This is a genomic window from Paraburkholderia largidicola (genome assembly GCF_013426895.1).
Taxonomy (GTDB): Bacteria; Pseudomonadota; Gammaproteobacteria; order Burkholderiales; family Burkholderiaceae; genus Paraburkholderia; species Paraburkholderia largidicola.
In genome coordinates, this window is the sequence record NZ_AP023177.1 from 79,197 (window position 1) to 100,702 (window position 21,506).

Genomic DNA, 21,506 nt, shown 5'->3' on the forward strand with positions numbered 1-21,506 from the left:
GCCGAACGCCATCCGAACTGCGGTGCGCAAAATCATTGCGTTTCTCGTGCTTCAGATGCGAGATGGGATTACCATCGCCGCGCCCTGCCGATACGCGCGCGTTGACATCGGAACCGATCGGTCCATATAATCGACCCCACTTTCAAGCACTGCATCGTTTGCGAACCTGATCGATGGCAAATCCGGCTGGCGTGGGGCGCCCCCGCGAATTCGAACTTGGCGATGCCGCGCGCGACGCCATGGACGTTTTTTGGGACCGCGGATATGAAGGCGCGTCCCTGCCCGACCTGATGGCCAGCACCGGTTTGTCGCGCGGCAGTCTCTACAAGGCCTTCGGCGACAAGAAGGCGCTGTTGCTGGCGGCGCTCGACCTGTACATGGCCGACGGGCTCAAGGCGACCGCGGACATCCTGTCGCAACCCGGCCCCGTGAAGGATGCGATTCGCGACTCGCTGCTGCGCTATGCGCACCTGTCTGTCGGCGAGGCTGGCCGGCGGGGGTGCCTCGCGATCGCGATGACCACCGAACTGGCCGCGCGCGACGCGGATGTTGCCGAGCGCACGGGGCGCATGTTCCGGCGCCTGCAGCAGCTTTATGCGGGCGCAATCGTCCGCGGTCAGGCGAGCGGCGAAATCGCCGAGCAGGACGAACAGGTACTGGCGCGTTTGCTCGTCTGCCAGATCGAGGGCATGCGCGTGCTGGGGAAAACCGGCGTGCCCGAGCGCGACATGCTCGCGCTGGTCGACCGCACGATGCGTCTCCTCGACTGAGTTTTTTTATTCAATTTGGAACCGATTGGTTCCGTATGGAGAGCCGTCCATGTCACCAAATGATCCCGTCTCGCCCGACCCGCGTCGCTGGGCCATGTTTTCGGTCCTGCTCGTCGGCGCGTTCCTGCCGCCGCTGGACTTCTTCATCATCAATGTCGCGCTGCCGTCGATCCGCGCGGAACTGGGCGCCTCGTCATCGGCCGAGCAACTGGTCATTTCGTCTTATGCCGGCCTGTACGCGGTGACGCTGATCACCGGCGGGCGGTTGGGCGACCTGTTCGGCCGCGGCCGCATGTTCTTTCTCGGGTTGATCGGCTTTGCGACGGCCTCGACGCTGTGCGGCCTCGCGAGCTCGCCGTGGACACTCATCGTCGGTCGCGCGTTGCAGGGCGTGACCGCCGCGATCATGGCGCCGCAGGCGCTCGCTTCGATCCAGGCGATCTTCCCGGAAACGGAAAAGCCGCTCGCGCTCAGCCTGTATGGCGCGGTGTTCGGCCTCGCCGCCGTGGTCGGTCAGGCGCTTGGGGGGATCCTGATCTCGCTGAACCTGTTGAACCTGGGTTGGCGCACGATCTTCCTCGTCAACCTGCCGCTGGCAATTCTGGTGGTGCTGTTCGGCGTTCCGCTCTTGAAGGAAACGCGTGCGCAGCATGCGCGCAAGCTCGACCTCGGCGGCACCGCGCTGTCGATGCTGACGCTGGGCGCGCTGATCGTGCCGCTGATCGAGGGGCGCGAAGCAGGCTGGCCCCTATGGGCATGGGTGTCGCTGATCGCGGCGCCGGCCCTCGCCGGGTTCTTCTGGCGGTATGAGCGCAGGCTGGGCAGCCGCGGCGGCGCACCGCTGCTCGATCCGGCCGCGCTGCGCGCGCCAGGGCTGGGACGGGCGTTGCTGATCGCGCTGCTGCTGTACGCGATCGGCGCGTTCTTCCTGCTGTTCTCGGTGTATCTGCAGAATGCATTGCATGTCGACGCGCTGAGCGCGGGCCTCGTGTTCTTGCCGTTCGGCGTGGGGTTTTTGCTCGGCCCGTTGTCGACCCCGTTCTGCGCACGTCTCATCGGCGCTTACGTCAATCCGTTTGGCATGGGGCTGGAGGTCGTCGGGCTCGTCGGACTCGCGTGGTTGGTCGATGCCACGCCGATCGGGATGCCGCTCGCGTCAGTGCCGCTCGCCGCCGCCCTGTTCGTCATCGGTTTCGGACAGGGGCTCGCGCTGCCCACGCTGATGCGCATGGTGACCGGGCGCGTCGCACCGGCGCTTTCCGGCATGATCGCGGGCATCGCCAGTTCGACGCTGCAGGTCAGCACCTCGCTCAGCGTCGCGATCATCGGCGGAATTTTCTATATGGTCCTCGGCGCGCGCCAGGATCCGGCCGCCATTGCGCACGCGTTCATCGTCGCGCTGCTCTCGATTTCATTGTTCCTCGCCGTCGGCGCCGCGCTGGGCATCTCGCTCGCACGCGCGCCCGCCGCGCCGACATCGGTGCGGGCGGCCGCCCGGCCGGGCTTTGGCTCTGAATGCAATCGGCCGTAATCGTCCATCTGTCGTTTTCTGACGTCGCTGGCGCGCTCCACTTGCGGGCCCTTCCGGCGACTCGCGGTACATGTCTAACGTGTGTCGTCACGTGGCGTACTGGCGACTGATCTTCAGCAGTTACCAGACTCTTCCGTTGCGGCGGCATCTCGCTTCACTGCCACGCACTTGATCTCGACCAGCAAGCCGGGATGCGCGAGTTCGGACACGCCTATCGAAGTCCAAGCGCATGTGCCGCGTGGAAAAACCCGGTTCTTCACTTCACGGAATGTAGGCATATGCGTGCTCATCTGCACGTGGTATGTCGTCATATCGACGACATCTTCAAAAGTGCATCCAGCCGCTTGCAGAACCACGCGCAAATTATCCCAGCACGCGAGGAATTGCGCCTCGGGATCGGCGATGACTTCGAGGGCAACGGTCCGCCCGACCTGCCCCGCGCAGAAAACTATGGAACCAGCCTTCACGGCCGGTACATAACCGGCGCGCTCTACGATACGTTGCATCGTCGGCGGGATGATCAATTCACGGACTGTCATGTGTCTCACCCGTTACAGGATTGAAGCGGTCATTCACCGCAGCCCAGATTATGACCGTGTGTGTCCGGATCGAGGCAGAGTGACGCGTCATTCGCTCGCCGGAAGGCGGTCGTGGGCAAGGGCCTATTGCACCCCCGGACATAGAAGTTGCGCGACGATCTCAAGTGGCCGTTCATGGCCGAATGGGTGAGGTCGCCATCGGCCGCTTTAAGGTAATTCGGCTCACAAAACCCGGATTCGACAGATTCGACTGACTGACCGCTCTGGAGGGAGTCGTCTGACCGTAGTGGGTCGACTAGGGAAGGTCGGCGACCAATCCGGGCGGCCCGTTCGTCATCAGCCGAGGGATTTCCGGGTTCGCCAATAAGCGTTGTTCGTGCGACACCGAAAGCTGCCGTTCCTATGACCGATGTACTCTCGCAGCGGCCGTCGAGGTAAGGCTCGCCTGAGCGGCTGTAGAGGGTCGGTTTTTGCTTTTAGCATAGTCGGAGTCGTAACAATGATGTGCATTAGATCGTGTTCGGCCATAAAGGAAACACGTTGTCCATTTAAGGCCCGATCGTGACAAGGAGTGTCACGTCTACGGCGTAATCCGGCGGCGGAATGCCTGGCCCGAAGTCGCCCGCGAGATAGTGAAACCTGCCGCCATAATGAATCGTGTGCGGACCTGGCGGCAACGGCCGAAGCATGAGGTAGTAGCCGTCAGCGACACCCGTACCCGTTCCGTAAATCTGTTCAGGTAGACCAAAAACCCAACGGAACGCTGCTGTGAATGTGATACGGTCGGTAGAAACACGATACGACTCAATATCGTTCACAGGAACGTTGTCGATAGTGACAAACATGTCCTGGATCCGGTCGGCGAAGCGGTCCGCGATTGCACGTTCGCCCGACGCCTTGGTTGGGGTGTATGCGCCGGGAGGCAGCAATGTCGACGAAAAAGTATCCAGTGTTGCGAGCAGGATAGACGTCCCTGCAGGGATAACGTCTGCGGACTGGTCGCAAACCTGTGGCGCATTTGGAACGTCCAGGGCGTGGAAGTAGGGGCTGGGCGTGTTTAGGGTTGTAGGACGCCTGCCCTGATCCATCGACACGTCAACTCCCCCAGACGCCAGCGGGCAGGCGTCCTACAAGCCCCAAGGGAGGAAACCGCGGAGTGCTCCGGCATGGTCTGAACGTTTCACCGCTATGGCGATTTGTTCGATCCCATTGAAGGCATGGTGGATATAAACGCGGGTAAATCTGCGGTTAGACACGCATGATCGCGGCGACGGCACAGCGGTGGGTTGTCATCGCGCCGACTCGGCCAGCGCCAGACTGCCTGTTTGGAACGATAGGCACAGGCGTCTGCTATTGGCTCTCGTTGCCGAAGAGCCGACAGTCGAATTGTGCATCCTGACACGATGGCGTTCATGCGTGGGCGCACTCGACAGGCGGTGCCCGGATAGGTCTGCTGCGTTGGAGTATGTCGATGATGATCATTGGCGAACCGCAGTGCCGGCAAACGAAGCTTGGCGGTACTTCCACGGTGGATACGACGTTGGCACTGAGGCCGACACTGTTAGGCGCGGCGCCCAGCAACTCGCGTATCGTCGCGAGATTCTCGCGCCGCGATGGGTTCGCGAGCAGACCGTAGTGGCGGATGCGGTGGAAGCCGCCAGGCAGCACGTGCAGCAGGAACCGGCGCACGAACTCATCTGCCTGGAGCGTCATGGTCTTGTTGCGTGTGCGTCCGTCTACGCGGTAGTCCTTCCAGCGGAAGGTGACGCCATGTTCGTCGAGCGCGACCAGGCGTTGGTTGGAGATCGCCACCCGGTGGGTATAGCGTGACAGATAGGCGAGCACTGCTTTGGGCCCTGCAAACGGGCGTTTGGCGTATACCACCCACTCACATGTACGCATTGGCGCAAGCCACCCGGCAAAGGCTGCCATATCGTTGAGCTCGGCGTATTCGCCGAAGAAGCGCAACTGGCCGCGGCGATAGATCGCTTCCAGCTCCTCGAGGAAGCGTCGCCGGAACAGGCGCGAGAGCACGCGCACCGGAAGGAAGAAGCCTGGCTTGCACGCTACCCACCTGCTTCGGTCCGGCGACAGCCCACCACCGGGAACGATGCCATGCACATGGGGATGATGCGTGAGCGCGGAGCCCCAGGTATGCAGCACGAGAGTGGCACCGATCTGTGCCCCGAGATGCTTCGGATCGGCGGCGATGCTGCGCAATGTTTCGGCCGCGATATCGAACAGCAGCCCATAGATGACGGCCTTGTTGTAGTACGCAATCGCGCTGATCGCAGCCGGCAGCGTAAAGACCACGTGGTAGTACTCGACGGGAAGAAGATCGGCCTCACGCGCTTGGAGCCACCGGCGCGCAGCGGTAGCCTGACACCTCGGACAATGTCTGTTGCGGCATGAGTTGTAGGCGATCTCGATCCTGGCGCATCCCTGGCAACGCAGCACGTGCCCTCCCAGCGCCGCGCTGCGGCACTGTTCGATCGCTGACATCACCTTCAGTTGCCCAAGGTTCAGGTGAGCGGATTGGCGCCACGCTGGACCAAGAGCGCGGAAGACGTCGGCTACCTCGAGCGCGCAATGCGCCACGACGGCTATCTACGCAGGATCCAGACCATCGAGAGGGCTGACCACTTCACGCAGAATATCGGTGGCGACCTGGGCATAAAGCGCTGTGGTCTCGAGCTTCTTGTGCCCAAGCATGACCTGAATCACGCGGATATCGACCTTCTGTTCCAGTAGGTGGGTGGCAAAGCTATGGCGCAAGGTGTGCATGGACACACGCTTGTCGATTCCAGCGGCCTCGGCGGCCGCATGGACCACCCGATTGAGTTGACGGGTGCTGAGCGATTCAATCGGATTGAGCCCGGGAAACAGCCAGCCGCCGTCGAGCATCTTGCCCTGGGCCCGGGCCACTCGCCACCAGACCCGCAGGCGCTCAAGCAGCACCGGGGACAGCATCGCGTAGCGGTCCTTCTGACCTTTACCCTGTTCAACGCGCAGCGTCATGCGCTGGCTGTCGATGTCTCCGACCTTCAGGGCCACCACCTCGCTGGCACGTAGTCCTGTGCCATAGGCTACTGCGAGCGCTGTCTGATGCTTGAGGTTACTGGCCGCCGCGATCAGCCGCCCCACTTCGTCGCGGCTGAGTATGACGGGCAAGGTACGCGGAAGATAAATCGGACGCATCTTCGCCATCAACTCCCCTTGACCGAGCGTGGTGGCAAAGAAGAACTTCAATCCGGTGATCGCCGCGTTGAGGGAAATCGGCGACACACCGCGGTCAACCAGATGTAGCTGATAGCGCCGCAAGTCCTCGACGGTGGCGGTGTCAGGCGAGCGACCGAGAAAGACGGTGAACTCTCGAACCACACGAAGATAGTTGGCTTGTGTGGCTGGCGCGAGGCGGCGCATGCGCATGTCGTCCATCATGCGCTGGCGTAGCGGACTGATGCCTTGGCTGGGGGTAGTCATGGCTGGGCTCCTGTTGAGCAACGAGGCGGAGTGCCTCATTGCTCAACATAGGAAACCGGGCGGGTTTCCTATGAAGAACCACCGCGTTCAAACGGAGTGCATACCGCGCGAGCGGTTTAGTCCAATGGCCCAGTACCAGACGCTGCCGCTTTGGCCAACCGAAATTGGACGGGAACAGTTGATGAGCGGATTCGGGTAGAAAGGACCGTTGTCGATACCGTTCACCCATTGCCAGAAAGAAACCACCCACTGTTTATAGGTTTGCCCCTGGAAGGGCGCATGCCGGGGAGCGACCAGACGCCCGGTGGATTTGTCAGCGGCGGGAGTGACCGGGTTGGCGACGGCTTTGTTAGCAGCCGTTATCGGGCTGGCTGCATTGTCTGAACCGCCGCCTCCGCATCCGGTGAGTACAACCGCAATGGTTGCGACGATCGTCGCCGTTCGCAACCTGGTCAGTGCCTCTGCAACGTGTGCAAAGTGGCCTTGATCTGTGTCATTCATCACGCTCTCCTACCGGGATTTATCGCTTTGCTGCCCGCTGATCGCGTTGTGTGATTGTTTATAAACCTCCCACGAAAGCAGCGCGCGACAAAAATTTGGCGGCTTTTGACAGACTTTTTCGGTGGACAAGATTGACGCAAAAAAAGTCAGGCACCGCCGACCGGGCTTTGATTGCTCGGGTGGCCGAATTCGCGTGGCTAATGAGGTGTTGTCGAAGAGGGGGAGGACCTTCTTGACCGGGTAGAGCCTTGGCACGCGACTGTCTTTTCCTGGCACGATGGATTGAGCAGTGAAGAAGGCCGCTGTCATCGTTTATCGCAAGGGGCATGGATTTATGGTTGGCTCAACATCGAATAATCTGCCGCCGGTCATCACGGTCCGACGCAACATAACGCTTCGCGGACGACGTTAAAGGCTGGTACGGTCGCCATATCCCTTCGTGCACCCAGGCGGCTTTCATGACGGGGGTAGTCGAGCCTGTCAACAGGGGACTTACCGCTCGCGCCCGTTGCCCGAATACGACGGCCCAAATAGCCATATACATCCGCCAGCAACTTCCCGACTTCGCCATCGATGCAATTTCTTCGGGTCGCCTGGTCATGTCGAAGCCACCTTGACGGCTTGTGCCCCAAGGTCTGCGGCTCTTGGCTCACGGCTGGCGCGAGGAAGCTGAATTTCGTCAACGCTTTGAAAGCACCGAAATCGACCTCGCTGGGCGTCGTTTTAGTATCAGCCGTTCATGCCCGAATTATTCTCGGCAGAAGACAAGGTTGCAGACAAGGGTGGGCACCCCCATTGGCACGAATCTAGCAAGGAATGCATCAGGTTAAAAATATTAAGTGACTACCCATGCTGCCTTCTGCTTCCTCGCCTATGGCACGAACTGAATTTCCGACCCGTATCTCGACAGGGGTTTCTGGACTTGATGATGTGCTGAATGGTGGCTTGATACCGAACCGCGTATATCTGATCGAAGGCGTACCCGGGGCGGGAAAAACTACGCTGGGCCTGCATTTTTTGCTCGATGGCCTCAGGCGGGGCGAACCAGGCCTTTACATCACCTTGTCCGAAACTGCTGCCGAACTCGAGGCGGTTGCACAGTCCCACCGCTGGTCGCTGGAAGGCCTGTCAATTCACGAGCTCGTTAGTGAGGATGGGCTAACGGCGGACGCCGGGCAGTCTGTTTTGCATCCGTCGGAGGTCGAACTTGGTGAGACCGTCGACGAAGTTCGGCGCAAGGTATTAGACCTGAATCCCCGCCGCGTCGTGTTTGACAGCTTGTCGGAGTTACGCCTGCTGGCGCAGGACGCACTCAAATACCGGCGTCAGGTGCTCGCGCTCAAGCAGTTTTTTTCCAGCCGCGGTTGCACTGTATGGCTCCTCGACGACAAAACGTCGCAGCTGGGCGACCTGCAACTTCACAGCATTACGCACGGCGTGATTGAGCTTGATCAGCGGATGCAGGAATACGGCGCCGAACAACGGCGCCTTCGTGTCGTCAAGATGCGTGGGATCAAGTTCGTGGGAGGTCAACACGATTTCAAGCTCGATACGGGCGGCATTACCGTGTATCCCCGTCTGGTCGCCGCTTCACACCGTCGAGAATTCAACAATACTGCGCAGTCTACGGGCGTGCGTGAACTCGATGCTCTGCTGGGCGGGGGGCTAATCCCGGGGACCAGTTCCCTCCTCGTCGGTCCATCCGGAGTCGGCAAGACAACGACCGCCGTGCGTTGCGCGCTGACGGCCCTGCAGCGGGGCGAGACTGTCAAATACCTCCTGTTCGACGAGACCCTCGGCACGCTGATGTCGAGATCACGACAACTCGATATGGGCTTGGACGACTTTATCGAAAACGGCAGGCTCTCGGTTCAGCAGATCGATCCTGCGGAAATGTCGCCGGGACAGTTTGCGGCCCTTGTGCGTGAGGCTGTCGAAGACGATGGCGCCTCGATGGTGGTCCTCGACAGCCTGAACGCCTACATACAGTCCATGCCGGGGCATCGCTACCTGATCCTGCAGATGCACGAGCTTCTGAGTTACCTCAATCAGCAGGGCATTACTACGATTCTTGTGCTGGGCCAGCATGGACTCATCGGTAACGTGGCTTCCGAGATTGATCTGAGCTATCTGAGCGATGCGCTGGTACTGTTCCGGTTTTTCGAGAGCGCTGGAGAGGTCCTGTCTGCATTGTCGGTGCTCAAGAGCCGCACAAGCGAGCACGAACGTACGATACGAGAGTTTCGCGTCGACTCTGGCGGGTTGCGCGTTGGACCGCCCCTCAAAGACTTCGAAGGCATACTCTCCGGCTTGCCGTCATACCGCGGGGCGCAGCCCTTATTGAGTGATCGGCCGAACGACCAGGAGTGAATCTTGGAAGAACGGATCCTGATTGTCGCGCCGCGTGGACGTGATGCTGAGGTTATCGCCCGCGTGTTGTCCCGCGAAGAAATGGAGTGTGCGATTTGCCCTGACGTCGGAGAACTCGTCGCGATGCTCGTCGAAGGGGCTGCATGTGCCCTGATTGCTGACGAAGCGCTAGATGCACACGCCTTGCGTTTGCTTGACGAATGGTTGGGCGATCAGCCCCCGTGGTCGGATTTTCCTTTCATGCTGCTAGTCGGCAACGGGAAGAAGGGCATATCGACAGTTGAAGGCCGGCGCCTCGAGACATTGGCCAATGTCATGCTCATAGAGCGTCCCGTAAGCGGTGAGGCGCTCGTCAGCGCAGCGCGTAGCGCCCTTAGAGCCCGGCGCAGACAATACCAGGCGCGCGCGATGATCGCCGACCGGGCCGAGGCCAACGCCCGGCTTATAAACGCATCGCGCCAAAAAGACGAGTTTCTTGCCATGCTCGCACATGAACTGCGCAATCCACTTGCCCCCATAAGGAATGCGGCAGAAGCAATCAGGATGGTTGACGGCGTGCTCCCGGTTCGTGTCCGATGGGCACGTGAAATCATCGAACGGCAGAGCCGGCATCTGGCCAACCTGCTGGAAGATCTTCTGGACGTGTCTCGCATTACCACGGGCAAGGTCACGTTGAAACGAAGCACGGTGGAACTAAAGACCATTCTCGACGCGGCTATCGATGTTGCGAAGCTGGCACTCGACGCGCGGCGGCATACACTGACCGTGCACCCCCTGGACAAACCAATCTACGTCGAGGCAGACCCGACCCGTCTCGCCCAGGTGTTCGGCAATCTTTTGGATAACGCAGCGAAGTACACGCCCGACGGCGGCCAGATCGCAATTCGCGTGAGCGCCGATTCAGCTGCCGTCACTGTGACAGTCGAAGATAACGGCACGGGCATCGCAGCGGACGAGCTGACAGAGGTTTTCGAACTCTTCTCGCAATCGAATCGTGCTTTAGATCGCGCCCAAGGGGGACTAGGTATCGGCCTGTCTGTTGTTCGGTCACTTGTCAACATGCACGGGGGTAATGTGCGGGCGCAAAGCGGAGGGCTCGGACATGGCGCGCAAATGGTCGTTGTGCTCCCCGTCGCCGATGCGCAGGCACAGCATGACGTCACGCCCGCGCACGCTGAGCTGGGAAATGCGCAATGGCTCAACGTGTTGGTGGTCGACGATAACATCGACGCAGCAACTTCGCTGGCCGTGATACTTGAACTGAACGGCCACCGTGTGCGGACTGCGCCCGACGGCCCGCATGCGCTGGAAGCCTGCATAGCGCAGCGGCCGGATGTTGTGCTTCTGGATATCGGGCTGCCGGGGATGGATGGTTATGAGGTCGCACTGCGCCTAAGGAAGATGCCGGAGATGCTCAAAATCACCCTGATCGCGGTTACGGGGTACGGGCAACCCGAGGATGTAGCGCGCTCGCGGCATGCAGGCTTCGACCATCACCTCGTCAAGCCCGTCGAGCCCGACGCACTTTCGCAGTTGTTCAACGACGTGAGACCATTACGCGCGACGCAGCGGTTGTAACCAGGACAAAAACACGTTCCGAAAAAAGCAATCACAATGTAGAGGGCGTCGATTGCTAAATACCCTCGGCAGACGGCAAGTGGGATCGCGCGCTCTCGAAAATGCCCGCCGAGAACGCAGTGCATATCGAAGTGACAGGGCAGCAATGGTGATGGCAGACTGCCTACCGGGCGCACTACAGCAGAAACCGTGTTGCGCTCATGTTGTCGTGGCCAACACCGGCGTTGCCGATGCGTCGCCATCGGATGGACCACCGCCCAGCACGCAATGCGTTGCGTGGGCGTACCCCATGCGCAACGATCGCATCGTCCCGTTTACAGAAACCTCACACGTCACCGGTAGCCGCAACGGGATCCGGTACCACGCGGCGGGTTACGCACTGTCGCGCATCGAGCATTATTTCAACGCGCCGGGCTCGCGGCGCTGAGCGGATGTCGCTCTGAAGCGCTCAAGGCACAGCGGATGCTTGCATCGTCTCCACGAAATTCATGGAGCGCATGATGAGCAGCGTTCATAAGAAATCCGATGCGTATCCGTATGCAAGCGGAGGTTGGGACTCCCTCAAGGCCGTGGCAGGCGCGCTCGTGCACGAGCGTGCGCCGGTGACAACGAGCCGCGTGCTCGTTCATCAGAACAAGCCCGATGGCTTCATGTGCGTCGGCTGTTCATGGGCCAAACCCGCTCATCCGCATCCGTTCGAGTTCTGCGAAAGCGGTGCGAAGGCGACCGCATGGGATACGACGTTGCGCCGCGTCGAGCCGGAATTTTTGCGTCGCATACCGTGAGTGAACTCGAAGCGTGGCACGACCACGATCTCGAAGAAGCGGGGCGTCTTTGCGCGCCGATGCGCTGGGATGCCGCGACCGACCGATACGTCGAAACTACCTAGGAACATGCGTTTGGAGAGAGCGGACGCGAACTGCGCGCACTCGATCCGGATTCGGTCGTGTTCTACACATCGGGGCGTGCGTCGCTCGAGACATCGTACATGTATCAGCTTCTCGCGCGCATGTATGGCACCAACAATCTGCCCGACAGTTCGAACATGTGTCACGAGAGCACGAGCGTCGGCCTGAAAGAGGCGATAGGCGTTGGCGTCGGGACGATCACGCTCGACGATTTCACTCAAACGGATCTGATGTTCTTCTTCGGCCAGAACTTCGGCACCGATCATCACGTTCAATCCGATACGCGAGCCGGGGCTGGTCAGCTTCGTGAATCCCCAGTCGCCGTTGCAGATGCTCACACCTGGTTCTACGCAGATCAGCACGCAATACCACCAGGTGAAGGCGGGCGGTGACTCCGCCGCGATTGCCGGCATCTGCAAGGTTGTGATCGAAGCAGACGACCGCGCGCTGTCGGAAGGCGGCGTTCGCATTATCGATGTGTCTTTCATCGCAGAGCACACGACAGGCTTCGATGCGTTTGCCGCGTACGTCCGCAACATCGGCTGGGAAGAACTGGAACGGGCGAGCGGCCTGCCTCGGCAAGCGATGACGGCAGCCGCCGACGAGTACATGCGGGCCAAGGCCGTCATTGCGCACTTTGGCATGGGGCTCACGCAACATCGGATGGACGTGCAGAACGTGCGGATGATCGTGAACCTCCTGCTTTTGCGCGGCAATATCGGCAAGCCTGGCGCGGGTCCATCGCCGATTCGCGGACATTCGAACGTGCAAGGCCAGCGCACAGTTGGCATCACCGAAAAGCCTTCGCTTGCGCCGCTCGACAGGCTCGCTGAGCAATACCATTTCGACCCGCCGCGCCATGAAGGCATGGCGACTGTCGATGCGTGCAAGGGTGTGATCGACGGTCGGGTGCGGGCGGTGATGCAGCTTGGCGGTAATCTCGTCAGGTCGGTTCCGGACCGTTACGCGATCGAGCCGGCGTGGCGCAAGCTGCGCCTGACCGTGCACGTGGCGACCAAGCTCAACCGAAGTCATCTCGTGCATGGCGAGGTGTCGTATCTGCTGCCGTGCCTGAGCCGCATCGAAGTCGACACGCGCCTCGGCAAGCCGCAGGCCGTTTCGATGGAGGACAGCACGGGCTGCATGCATGGTTCGCGCGGTGTCGCATTGCCGGCAAGCGACCGTCTGCTGCCGGAGCAGGCCATCGTGGCGGGCATCGCGATGGCGACGCTCGATCAGTCATCGGTCGACTGGGAAGCATGGAGCAACGACTATGCACTGATTCGCGATGCGATCGCTCAGACCTATCCCGACATCTTTCACGACTTCAACGCCCGGTTGTGGACGCCGGGCGGTTTTCACCGCCCCCTGCCTGCGCGCGAATGGAAATGGCAAACGAAGAGCGGCAAGGCGGAGTTTCTCGTACCCGAGACATTGAACGAAGATCCCGACATGCCCGAGCGCTGCCCGACGGATTTGCGTCTATTCACACTGCGCAGCGACAGTCAGTTCAACACGACGATCTATCGGCTCGACGACCGGTTTCGCGGCATCAGCGGGACGCGGATGGTTGTCTTGATGAACCCGCGGACATCGCGCGTCGCGGGCTCGAAGCGGGCGTGTCGATATTGCTCGAAGTTGTCTCGCCGGATGGTGTCAAACGGCAGGTGGATGGATTCCAGGTAGTCAGCTTCGATCTGCCAGAGGGCTGTATCGGGGGCTATTTCCCCTGAGTGCAATCCGCTCATTCCTCTATCGCATCATGCAAAAGAGAGCAAGGTGCCGGCTACCAAGTCGATCCCTGTAAGGGTTGTGCGGGAACCGAGACCGCAAGCGGTATGAGAGAACTATGGATCGAAGATGAGAAGCGGGCCGGAAGCGCGCGACCCCACCTCTCCCTGGCTATCCCACCAGTAAGGATTGGCCACCATCGATCCACACCGGTGTCCCCGTGATAAAGCGGGCGTCCGACGCAAGGAACGCCACCATCTCGGCGATGTCGTCGCCCGTCCCCGCCTGGCCGTCAGTCAACGGGATCTTGCCTTCGGGATACTCCACCGGCTCGGATGCCTCTTCGCCTGATCGCGCCTGCGTGTTCTCGTCGATCTCCGATTCGACCTTGCCCGGACACAACGTTAACTCGAATCTTGTGCTTGGCGAGTTCGAGCGCGACCATCTGCCCGAGCGCGAGCAAGCCGCCCTTGGTCGTCGAATACGCTGACGCGCCACCATGGCTAAACACGCGCGTACCGTTGATCGACGAAATGAGGATGATTGAACCCCGGCCAGCGCGTTTGAGATGCGGGACCGTGTAGTGCAACGTCAGATACGTGCCGCAAAAAAAGAGGCCGGTCCACAGGTGGACCAGCCGCAAAACTCCGGCCTCTTGAGGGGATGTTACGGCCAGAGCTGAGAGACGAATCACACGTCGATCTGCCGATCGCGATACGTGTGTGTAGTCAGCATGCGGCGGTCCCCCACTCTGTACGCAATGACTGGTCCTGCAAGAGAGTGTCCGGAAAGCTACATCGAATCATCAGTGTCTTTTTTTGTTGCGGCACCGAAGTCACCTGTTGGTACGCACGCCCTTCGTTATTTTCAACAACCATATGCCAAGCTGAGAAAGACGGTGGCGTGCACCGCAACCTGAACATACGGAAGTAATCCGGCGAGCAGACCTTTGTAGGGTGTGCCACGGGGTGTAGCGCCCGACTACTAACACCGGACCGTACAGATCCGTTCACCAGATGCGGTCTGCATACGTGCGCCAAGGCGTTCAAGCTCGATGCGTCCGCTGCATTGCAGGCGTGTTCGAGCGGCGCATGGCAGCGCGCACCGAGATCGACTGCGTTGTCGTAGCAGCCATAAAGTCCGGACCACGTCGTCCATGACTGCGAGGCCAGGGTAAATAACATGCAGACCGAAATCGTGGCAAACCTTCTTCTGGTCGACGATGATGCAGAAAACCTGGCGTCGCTGCAGCAGGCGCTCGAAAGCGACGGTCATCACGTAAGCATCGCGGGCGATGGAAATGCTGATGAGCGAGCCGATTGAGCTCGTCGTAACAGACTATGAAATGCCCGGCATGAACGGTGCAGAATTCTGTCGTCAGGTGCGCGCGCAACCCGCGCATCGTGATCTGCCCATCGTGATGCTGTCCGCAGGTCCCGAACCCGTCTGCGTCCTACGTTGCTGGACGCTTTTTTTTTTCGCAAGCCCGCACCTTTCGAGCGTCTCACGGCAGCCATCTGGGCTCAGATTGCCGGGCGCAGTATCCCGTAGACGATTTGCGACGTACGGAGGCCTGAAAGTAGGGGCTGGCGCCCATTTCATTGATGCGGGATAGATGTAGATGGATGTAGTCGGTTAGGGAGGCGGAATGAAGAATTGGATGCTGGCGTATCAGGTTGTTGTCTGGCTGAGCGCGGCCTTGTTTTCGATAGCGGGTTGGCTTTGAATCGTGACGCACGTTTTCCGGCAATCATGAAAGTTCATCGCTCGTGTCCCGACATAAGCGGCGAGCGCGAATGTCCCTACTTTCCGGAATCGTGGTAGAGCCATGCGCAAGCCTCTGAAACCGAAAGTCCCACGCCATGCGCGCCGGCAGGACGTATTGACGGCCAGACGCAATGTGAAGATGGCCAGCTCTACGCACGCCTACGTGCGCGGCAACACGATCAAATTCTATGACTGGTTGAAGGAAGCGGAAATTCGGGGATTGCCTGAAGGTCCTGCCATCTGGATCTGTGGTGACTGCCACACAGGCAATCTTGGCCCGATAGCGAACTCTCAGGGGAAAATCGAAGTTCAGATTCGCGACCTCGATCAAACCGTCATCGGTAACCCCGTGCATGATCTCGTTCGCCTCGGATTGTCTTTGGCGACGGCCGCGCGAGGGTCGGCACTTCCTGGCATTACAACCATCAACATGATTGAGGCGCCGTTCGATGGGTATATGCAACCGTTCTCGAAAGAGACGGCCTCGCAGGAGCCTGGCGAGAGACCAGAGGTAGTGCGTGTGGTGATGCGTGAGGCCGTGCGACGCACGTGGAAGCATCTTGCCCGCGAGCGACTGGACGATATCCAGCCCACGATACCTTTCGGCAATCGTTTCTGGCCAATCAGCCAGAAAGAGCGAGCCGAAATCGAATCGCTTTTTCAGATACATACCCTGGCAAACCTCGCTACGGGTTTGCGCGGGCGTCCAGACACGGGCGATGTGACGGTGCTCGATGCCGCATACTGAGTCAAGGGTTGCAGTTCGCTTGGACGACTCCGCTACGTGGTTCTTCTCGATGTGGATGGTGGCGCGATAGAGGGTGACGACCTGTGCCTGATAGATATCAAGGAAGGTGTGCAGGCAGCCGCTCCGCATTACGCGGACGCGGTGATGCCCAGAGACAACGCGGAGCGAGTCGTTGAGGGCGCCCGCCACCTGTCGCCTCATCTCGGCGAACGTATGCGTTCGGCGACTCTCCAGGATCGACCGGTCGTGCTGCGCGAGCTATTGCCACAAGATCTGAAGCCGGAAATCGAGCAGATCGGACAGAAAGAAGCCATGGAGGTCGCGCGTTACCTTGCCCTCGTGGTGGGCCATGCGCACGCACGGCAAATGAGCCACGCTGATCGCAAGCGCTGGATCTCCGAGTTGCGACGTACAAAATCAAAATCAATCGAAGCGCCCTCGTGGCTGTGGAGAAGCGTTGTTGACCTCGTGGGCAGCCACGAGGTCGGCTACCTCGAACATTGCCGACGGTACGCTCTGGAGGCGGGATGATTTGGCGCTGGCCGGAAGTGCGTGCCGTGTTGGAGTCGGGCTTGATGGGTCGTACAACGTAACCGGGTGCGATGCGGCATATCAGGCCTCTGTTTTTCTGCAAACGGCCGTTGTAAGCGCCGGGGAGTAACGGTAGCGGTCATCTGTGACTGCTGGTCTGTGACTGAACAGGCAGGAATGCGGAATGCGCTTTCTATTTCTGTATATCTCGCATATCGGCGATCACCCAGAAACGGAGCAGTTATGCAAAACCAGTCCTGCGCGCCATATCGCGGATTCACAATTGACGTCCGGGTCATGGCGAACAACGTTGTTTCACTCAATGGCAAGGAGCTTCGGTACTCCGTCTCCTGGTCGATTCTTTCGTCAGATCTGCCCGCAACGGCAGTCGCCAGCCTCCCGCAACAGCTTGATTTCTTGTCACGTGAAGAAGCATTTTCATATGCGGAGCGGCGGGCACACACTTTCATCGACGGTTGCCTATACGCTCCAGACATTGAATCAATCGCGTCGGTAACGTAGATCTGTTGATGTCCACGGAGTATTGACCCAAAAGCACCGAAGCCCGTGATGTGCACCGACGCGTCCGCGGCGGGCACACGAGCGACTGTTTCGCGAAGGCCATGGCAACGCAGCCAGTTTGACGGCGGTTACGGGCCAACGAAAACTGCGAGTACCGTTGTGACAATAATCCAGCCCCCGAGCCAAGGCCAAAGCCCTGCAACGGATGCGGTTTGGAAAGAGGGGCGAGCAGTGGCGCACCGATAGCCGCGTCGAGCGCACTCATGAAACATTAACGTTTTGGGAACGCCGCATGCTGGATTCGAGCACGTTCGCCAAGGCACTGGCGTCGCGGACTTACGCAGGGTTATGACAGAAAACAGCGTCAGGTTTGCCTTGGTCGCCCGCGTGCTCGCCGATATCGGTTTGCAATGGAGTCGCCCAATGCGTATTGCACAGATCGCGCCTTTAGACGAGGCAGTACCCCCTGCGCTTTATGGAGGAACAGAAAGAGTAGTTTCGTATTTGACGGAAGCCCTGATCGACCTCGGCCATGATGTCACGCTGTTCGCGAGTGGCGACTCGCGCACCCGGGCACACCTCGAGGTAGCGTGGCCGCAGTCGCTACGTTCCGATCCGTCAGTTTGCGATCCGCTTGCGCCGCACCTCGTGATGCTTGAACAGGTTCGTCGCAAAGCTCCCGACTTTGACATACTGCATTTCCATCTCAGCTACTTGCCGTTCCCGGTCTTCTCGCAGCCTGGTACACCGTTCCTGACCACATTGCACGGCCGTCTCGATCTGCCGGAACTGCGGCCAGTGTTCGATGTATTTTCCGAGGCACCGGTAGTGTCAATCTCCGAGTCGCAGCGGGCGCCGCTTCCCAGCGCGAACTGGCTTGATACGATCCCCCACGGGGTGCCAGCGTCGCTGCTGACGCCGCTGCCGCACGTGCAGCCAACGTATCTGGCCTTCTTGGGCCGGATCAGTCCGGAAAAGCGCGCTGATCTGGCTATCGAAATTGCCGGCCGGGCCGGTATGCTTCTCAAGATTGCCGCGAAAGTGGACAAGGCTGACGAAGCCTATTTCCGCAGCGTAATCGAGCCGCTGCTGGCGCAGCCTCACGTCGACTTCCTCGGCGAGATAAATGAGGCCGAGAAACCCGCGTTCCTGTCAGGCGCCCGTGCGCTGCTGTTTCCCATTGACTGGCCCGAACCCTTCGGTCTGGCGATGATAGAGGCGATGGCGTGTGGCACGCCCGTTATCGCGTTCAATCGCGGTTCGACAGCGGAAGTGGTTGAGCACGGCGTGACCGGATACATTGTGGGCGATGTAACCGAAGCAGTGCGCGCAGTGGCGCAACTCGATGGTCTTTCGCGTAGCAGAGTGCGGGATCAGTTCGAAAATCGCTTCACATCCAGGACGATGGCGCTGCGATACCTCGATGTCTACACGGGCTTGACCGTGGCCCGTCACCCGCCGTTGCTTCGGGCCGTCGCGGGAGTCGGACACGACGGTGTCTTGGAGCCATGAACCTTTTGGAGATGGCCTAGCCGGTTGCTGCCTTACTCGCGCAGATGAGCCGGCTTCAGAGGCATTCGAGCCTAGGCAGCTGCGGCTTTTTATAAACCGTGTATAGACGGTATTATCATAATCACCGAGGTTGCTGCCAGCGAAAGCTAAGCCGAAAATGGTTGGAAAGTAACGGATGATCTGGCCCCAAAACGTTGCTAAATTACATTATGCAAACTGTGTTCAGGAACTACTGATATCGCTAAACGAACCGGTTGCCCGGGCAGCCTCCGAGAGTTGAGCAAACGCTAGACAGTCCTCGCACCGACTTCATGTCCCTTAAAATGCCCACGCATACGCACAGTTTGAGCAACGTGTCATAAGAGATTTGGTTGTCTCTGGTTGTAACGAGCAGCCACTCACGGGAGTTCGGCCGGTTGCCGCAAAAGGCTGGATAGCGTCATGGTCGCTGTCTCCTTCAGGTACTTCCCCACCGCCCTGCATGGACGATGCGAGTTTCCTGGACCGGTTACGCGGTTGAATATGCGATGAGCGAACGAGGTCGCCGGTCAGCGCGCCGACGTCAACAACATGCGGGTCGCGAAACTTTGCCGACGGTTTCGCTGGTTGACGATGTCCGGACAACCTCTCCTCGCTGCTGCAAGTCGCGCTCGGGAGCGGTGACCGTCAAGTAAGTGTTGCCGGTGCCTGTTTCGCATGCGAAGGAAACGCTGTGGCAAACGCGTCCATGGATTTATTTTTTAGGCTATCTTTCAGGAGTCCAAATGAAGAACTGGATGCTAGAATACCAGGTTATGGTATGGCTGAGCGCGGTCTTGCTGTCAATGGTCCGTTGCATGTGAATGATTGCTTCGAGGGCGGCTCCGCGGTCGATCATAAGGGGTTCGTCGCTGTTTGCCATGTCCCCGGCCACCGTAGGCGCCTACGCGCTCTTTCAAGCTCGACAGGTTAGTAATTCTCTTGCGCCCGGCGACTCGCCAGGAGCGCCCGGTTGTGCTGCGTGAGCGCCACAGGATCTGAAGCTGGAAATCAAGCAGGTCGGACAGGAGGAAGCCATGGAGGCACCGCCTCTGCGTCCCGGCTTCTAGCGACGGTCAGCGTCGGCTATCGGCTGCGTTGTGCGTCGCGTCCGCAGCCCTGACGAATCGCGCGAGGAACGTGCGCGTCGTCCCATCAGAAAACAGTACGGCAACCTGATCCATCGTCGCAAAGGTGACCTGGCCGATGCCAAACTTACGCACTCGCACGGACTGGCCACGCACAAAGCTGCGCTGCGCGTGAGGCGTCTCGCGCGCGGCATCCATCATCCGGCCTTCGAGAACGGGCTCGCGGACAGGTTCGACATGCGGCGGGTTACGGCAGTTGTCGCACGTGCCGCACTGTTCGAGTTCGTCGCCATAACCGAAATGCTCGAGGATTGTGTTCCAGCGGCAGCGGCCCGTTTGCGCATAGTCGATCATCTGTTGAAGTGCGTCGCGATCGCGCTTCGCCTGTTCGTCGTAGCGGTGGAGCGATGCTGAGAGGGCATCGCCGCCAGGAGCGCCATCGCGCAGCAGATAGCGGCGCGCGCGATTGCGACGCACGAGCCCGGCGTCGAGCAGTATCTTGAGCGCAACCTGGAGTTTGTTTCGCCCGACATCGCCGAGAATGCGTGCGAGTTCGTCCACACTCACGCCCGTCGTCGATACGCCGTCATGCTTTCGCAGCGCTTCGCGCACGCGCTCGATGAGTTCACGCCCGGGGTAGCGACCGAGCTGCAGAAATTGCTGGATACGCCTGTCGTTGAGATCGAACAGCAACACGCAATCGGCTGCTTCGCCGTCGCGTCCGGCTCGCCCGGTCTCCTGATAGTACGCACCGATGCTCCCTGGCATCTGGTCATGCACGACAAAGCGTATGTCAGCCTTGTCGATGCCCATGCCGAATGCGTTGGTCGCAACCATCACGCGCACGTCGCCACGCATGAAGCCGTCCTGCGCGTCGTGCCGCTGCCGGGAACTGATCCGTCCGTGGTAGAGCGCGGCAGGCACCCCCCATTCGCGAATCGCTGCCGCCAGACGTTCCGCTTCGCGCACCGTTGCCGTATAGATAATACCGGCGTCGCTGCGCGATTCGAGCAAGGTCCGAAGCGCAGTGAGCTTGGCCTGTGCAGAACGCGCTGACGCGCGTCCTTTGCCGCCAGCGACCGACACCTGAAGGACGCTGTAATGCAAGTTCGACCGGTAGACGCCTTTGTGCAGCACGCGTGGATCGCGCATGCCGAGCGTGCGTACGATATCTTTGACGACCGCCGTCGTCGCCGTGGCGGTGAGCGCGAGGACGGGCGGACTTCCAATACTGCTCGCGGCTTCGGCGATCTGCAGGAACGCGGGTCTGAAATCATGTCCCCACTGCGAAATGCAGTGGGCTTCGTCAACCACAATCAGACTTACCCGCCGTACCTCGCCACGCCGTGCACTGCGTCCCCGCGCGTAGGGGTCATCCCGTCCGCGGAGCGCGTCCAGCAGTGCTGGCTTGGTGAGTTGTTCGGGCGTCACGAAGACGATTGCACGCGATGCCGTTTTTAGCTCTTCGTACGCTTGCCGCTCCTCGGCGGCGTTTAGCGTGCTGTTGATCTGCAGTGCCTCGACGTTCGCTGCGAGAAGCTTGTCGCGTTGATCTTTCATCAGCGCGATCAACGGCGACACGACCAGCGTCAGGCCGTTCAGGTGCAGCGCCGGCAACTGGTAGCAAAGCGATTTACCGGCGCCCGTCGGCATGATGGCCAAAGTGTCGCGCCCGTGCATCACGCTCTCGATGATCTCGCGCTGACCTGGCCGCAGAGATTCGAGACCGAAGACGTCGCTCAGTGTCCGGCGCATGGCCTGCAGGGTTGGTTTCGTCGAAGCTGGCACCGATGTGTTCCTCTGAATGTCGCGCGGCTTGCCGCGTCACGCTGGTCGTTGCCTGGTCGGCGATCTCATTCCTGTAACGAGCAATGGGCATTCCCCAGGACCACGCGCGCTGGATGGCCTT

At 60.1% G+C, this 21,506-nt stretch carries 14 protein-coding genes and 3 pseudogenes; 10 read left to right on the plus strand and 7 right to left on the minus strand.

The features are described from left to right. Nucleotides 1-173 precede the first annotated feature (173 nt). The gene (locus tag PPGU16_RS39610; protein WP_180727559.1) at nucleotides 174-770 is read left to right on the plus strand and encodes a TetR/AcrR family transcriptional regulator; all 597 of its coding nucleotides are present in this window, start codon (nucleotides 174-176) and stop codon (nucleotides 768-770) included. 49 nt (nucleotides 771-819) lie between these two features. Continuing rightward, nucleotides 820-2,301 carry an MFS transporter gene (locus PPGU16_RS39615; protein ID WP_180727560.1) on the plus strand — a complete coding sequence of 494 codons (1,482 nt, stop codon included), beginning with the start codon at nucleotides 820-822 and terminating at the stop codon, nucleotides 2,299-2,301. A 113-nt stretch (nucleotides 2,302-2,414) separates the two neighbouring features. Here PPGU16_RS39615 and PPGU16_RS39620 read toward each other — a convergent pair whose 3' ends face one another. From PPGU16_RS39620 to PPGU16_RS39640, 5 genes are all read right to left on the minus strand, one after another. Continuing rightward, entirely contained in the window at nucleotides 2,415-2,840 is a 426-nt protein-coding gene (locus PPGU16_RS39620) for a RidA family protein (protein ID WP_180727561.1), read from the minus strand. 548 nt (nucleotides 2,841-3,388) lie between these two features. Then, the gene (locus tag PPGU16_RS39625; RefSeq protein WP_180727562.1) at nucleotides 3,389-3,934 is read right to left on the minus strand and encodes a hypothetical protein; all 546 of its coding nucleotides are present in this window, start codon (nucleotides 3,932-3,934) and stop codon (nucleotides 3,389-3,391) included. A 316-nt stretch (nucleotides 3,935-4,250) separates the two neighbouring features. Continuing rightward, a complete protein-coding gene (locus PPGU16_RS39630) occupies nucleotides 4,251-5,438 on the minus strand; it encodes an IS91 family transposase (RefSeq protein WP_147235073.1) in 1,188 nt (395 codons plus the stop codon). 9 nt (nucleotides 5,439-5,447) lie between these two features. After that, entirely contained in the window at nucleotides 5,448-6,323 is an 876-nt protein-coding gene (locus PPGU16_RS39635) for a tyrosine-type recombinase/integrase (RefSeq protein WP_180727466.1), read from the minus strand. Between the two features lie 87 nt (nucleotides 6,324-6,410). Then, a complete protein-coding gene (locus PPGU16_RS39640) occupies nucleotides 6,411-6,824 on the minus strand; it encodes a hypothetical protein (RefSeq protein ID WP_180727563.1) in 414 nt (137 codons plus the stop codon). A gap of 849 nt (nucleotides 6,825-7,673) precedes the next feature. On the opposite strand from PPGU16_RS39640, the gene PPGU16_RS39645 reads away from it, so the two are divergent. From PPGU16_RS39645 to PPGU16_RS39660, 4 genes and pseudogenes are all read left to right on the plus strand, one after another. Further along, on the plus strand, nucleotides 7,674-9,194 hold the full coding sequence (locus PPGU16_RS39645) for an ATPase domain-containing protein (protein ID WP_180727564.1): 1,521 nt from the start codon (nucleotides 7,674-7,676) through the stop codon (nucleotides 9,192-9,194). A 3-nt stretch (nucleotides 9,195-9,197) separates the two neighbouring features. After that, a complete protein-coding gene (locus tag PPGU16_RS39650; protein ID WP_180727565.1) occupies nucleotides 9,198-10,772 on the plus strand; it encodes a hybrid sensor histidine kinase/response regulator in 1,575 nt (524 codons plus the stop codon). A gap of 289 nt (nucleotides 10,773-11,061) precedes the next feature. Continuing rightward, a complete protein-coding gene (locus PPGU16_RS42880) occupies nucleotides 11,062-11,199 on the plus strand; it encodes a hypothetical protein (protein ID WP_243460802.1) in 138 nt (45 codons plus the stop codon). Nucleotides 11,200-11,272: 73 nt separating this feature from the next. Next, nucleotides 11,273-13,522: pseudogene (locus PPGU16_RS39660) on the plus strand (FdhF/YdeP family oxidoreductase). A 60-nt stretch (nucleotides 13,523-13,582) separates the two neighbouring features. Here PPGU16_RS39660 and PPGU16_RS39665 read toward each other — a convergent pair. Continuing rightward, a pseudogene (locus PPGU16_RS39665) lies at nucleotides 13,583-14,015 on the minus strand (SDR family oxidoreductase); the annotation flags it as partial. 578 nt (nucleotides 14,016-14,593) lie between these two features. On the opposite strand from PPGU16_RS39665, the gene PPGU16_RS42885 reads away from it, so the two are divergent. From PPGU16_RS42885 to PPGU16_RS39680, 4 genes and pseudogenes are all read left to right on the plus strand, one after another. Continuing rightward, nucleotides 14,594-14,734: a hypothetical protein gene (locus tag PPGU16_RS42885; protein WP_243460803.1), complete on the plus strand. Its 141-nt coding sequence runs from the start codon at nucleotides 14,594-14,596 to the stop codon at nucleotides 14,732-14,734. Nucleotides 14,735-14,756: 22 nt separating this feature from the next. Continuing rightward, nucleotides 14,757-15,026 carry a PleD family two-component system response regulator gene (locus PPGU16_RS42890; RefSeq protein ID WP_243460829.1) on the plus strand — a complete coding sequence of 90 codons (270 nt, stop codon included), beginning with the start codon at nucleotides 14,757-14,759 and terminating at the stop codon, nucleotides 15,024-15,026. 213 nt (nucleotides 15,027-15,239) lie between these two features. Then, nucleotides 15,240-16,457 (plus strand): annotated as a pseudogene (locus PPGU16_RS39675) (DUF2252 family protein). 945 nt (nucleotides 16,458-17,402) lie between these two features. Next, entirely contained in the window at nucleotides 17,403-18,491 is a 1,089-nt protein-coding gene (locus PPGU16_RS39680; protein ID WP_180727716.1) for a glycosyltransferase family 4 protein, read from the plus strand. Between the two features lie 1,094 nt (nucleotides 18,492-19,585). On the opposite strand, the gene PPGU16_RS39685 is transcribed toward PPGU16_RS39680, so the two are convergent. Next, a complete protein-coding gene (locus tag PPGU16_RS39685) occupies nucleotides 19,586-21,385 on the minus strand; it encodes a RecQ family ATP-dependent DNA helicase (RefSeq protein WP_434064463.1) in 1,800 nt (599 codons plus the stop codon). Nucleotides 21,386-21,506 lie beyond the last annotated feature (121 nt).